The organism is Roseivivax halodurans JCM 10272 (assembly GCF_000521785.1).
Taxonomy (GTDB): Bacteria; Pseudomonadota; Alphaproteobacteria; order Rhodobacterales; family Rhodobacteraceae; genus Roseivivax; species Roseivivax halodurans.
Genome location: NZ_JALZ01000105.1, coordinates 1 through 1,660, shown reverse-complemented (window position 1 = coordinate 1,660; position 1,660 = coordinate 1). Strand labels below are relative to the sequence as shown.

Annotated in this window: 1 protein-coding gene; it reads right to left on the bottom strand. The window is 62.6% G+C overall.

The annotated features are described in order from the left end of the window. Positions 1–186 precede the first annotated feature (186 nt). On the bottom strand, positions 187–1,575 hold the full coding sequence (locus tag OCH239_RS21310; protein WP_037267491.1) for an IS1182 family transposase: 1,389 nt from the start codon (positions 1,573–1,575) through the stop codon (positions 187–189). Positions 1,576–1,660: the final 85 nt, after the last annotated feature.

The window sequence follows — 1,660 nt, the reverse complement described above, 5'->3', positions numbered from 1 at the left end:
GATGCGGCATGAAGAATTGCTGCGTCGCAGCAGGAATACCGCTGCGAGCGCACGCAGCGAGGATCTGCTTCTTCCGCAACGGGCTGATGGTGTTGAAAAACGTCTGTCGTGGCGCTGGTCGAGTTGGCCTTCGAATGACGGGTCAGCGAGAGGATCGGGGATTTTGATGGGACGCACTCGTCCGCCTCAGGCGGGCGCCGCTCCATTTGAGCTCTGTGACCGGAGTTTCGCCAGTTTCCGAAGGTTTTGGGCCGTTGCTGCCAAGGTGAACTCGTCTTTCGAGCCAAGCGGGCCCCTGAGCCGGAGTCTACCGAGGCCCAGGATCCGCTTCAGGTGAGCGAACAGCATCTCGACCTTTTTCCGCCGCCGCTGTGCCACCTCGTTAAACGCGGAAGCCGTGCAGGCTCGGGCGAAGTCTCGGACGATCTCGTATTTCTCACGATTGATGCTGCGCACGTCGCTCTTCGGACAGCACTTGGCCTTTGACGGGCAGTCCTGACAGTCCGCCTTCAGCGCGCGATACCGGCGCGGCCTCATCCCTGTCGCCGAGCGGCCCGGATCGGAATAGTTGCGCCGGGAATGCCGGAGCTCCTTACCCTCGGGACAGATGTAGCGATCGCCTTCCTCGTCCCACGTGAAGTCTGACCGAGACCAGGTCCCGTCCGTGCGCTCGGACTTGTCGAAGACCGGGATGAAGGGAAGGATCTGCCGCTTCAGCGTCAGCCAGACGAGGTTCTCTTCCGAACCGTAGGCCGTGTCGGCCGCCAGCCAGTCCGGACGGAGACCAAAGCGCCGCTCGGTGCGATCCAGCATCGTGCGGGCCGACCCGACCTCTGCCTGCCGCACCGATCTCGTCGCTTCGACGTCCATGATGATCCCGTGATCGGTGTCGATCAGGTAGTTGTCGGAATAGGCAAAGAATGCCGGCCCCTTACGCGCGGCCGTCCACTGGCTTGCGGGGTCAGCATGAGCGGTGAACTTCGGCGTCACCGTGGTGGCCGCCCCGAACGCCGCTTCGTCGAGCGTGTCGAGATACTCGCGAACGGCGCGCGGAGCCTCCGAGGGATCAATGATTGCGGCGTCCCAGTCCTCGGCTTTGCTGGAGGTCTGCTTCTGGACGTCCGCGCTGATCAGGCTGGCATCGACGGCGAACCCGGTTCCGCCAACGAGGCCCTCGGCAATGCACGTCGCGACGACGTCCTCGAACAGGCGGCGGAACAGGTCGCTCTCACGGAACTTGCCGTGGCGCAGCTTCGAAAAGGTCGAGTGATCGGGGATCTTGTCTTCGAGACCGAGGCGGCAGAACCACCGATACGCCAGGTTGAGATGGACCTCCTGGCACAGCCGGCGTTCCGACCTGATCCCCATCACGTAGCCGATGACGAGCATGCGGATTATGAGTTCCGGGTCGATCGATGGCCGCCCGGTGTGACTGTAAAAGCCGCGAAGATCTGCGTGCAGTTCGCGGAGATCGAGGAACCGGTCGATCCCGCGCACGAGGTGGTTCTCCGGAATATGCGTCTCGAGATCGAACTCGTAGAACAGCCGCGCATGCGCCTTTTGAGTTCCCAGCATCCCGTGCCCTCCCGCTCCCGTAAATAAAGGGAATCAGAAGCTTCAGCCTCCGGCAAGCGCGGAGTTTTTCAACACCATCGGCTCG

Coding starts and splice junctions, on each gene's coding strand:
- OCH239_RS21310 (WP_037267491.1), bottom strand. CDS start 1,575: ATGCTGGGAACTCAAAAGGCGCATGCGCGGCTGTTCTACGAGTTCGAT.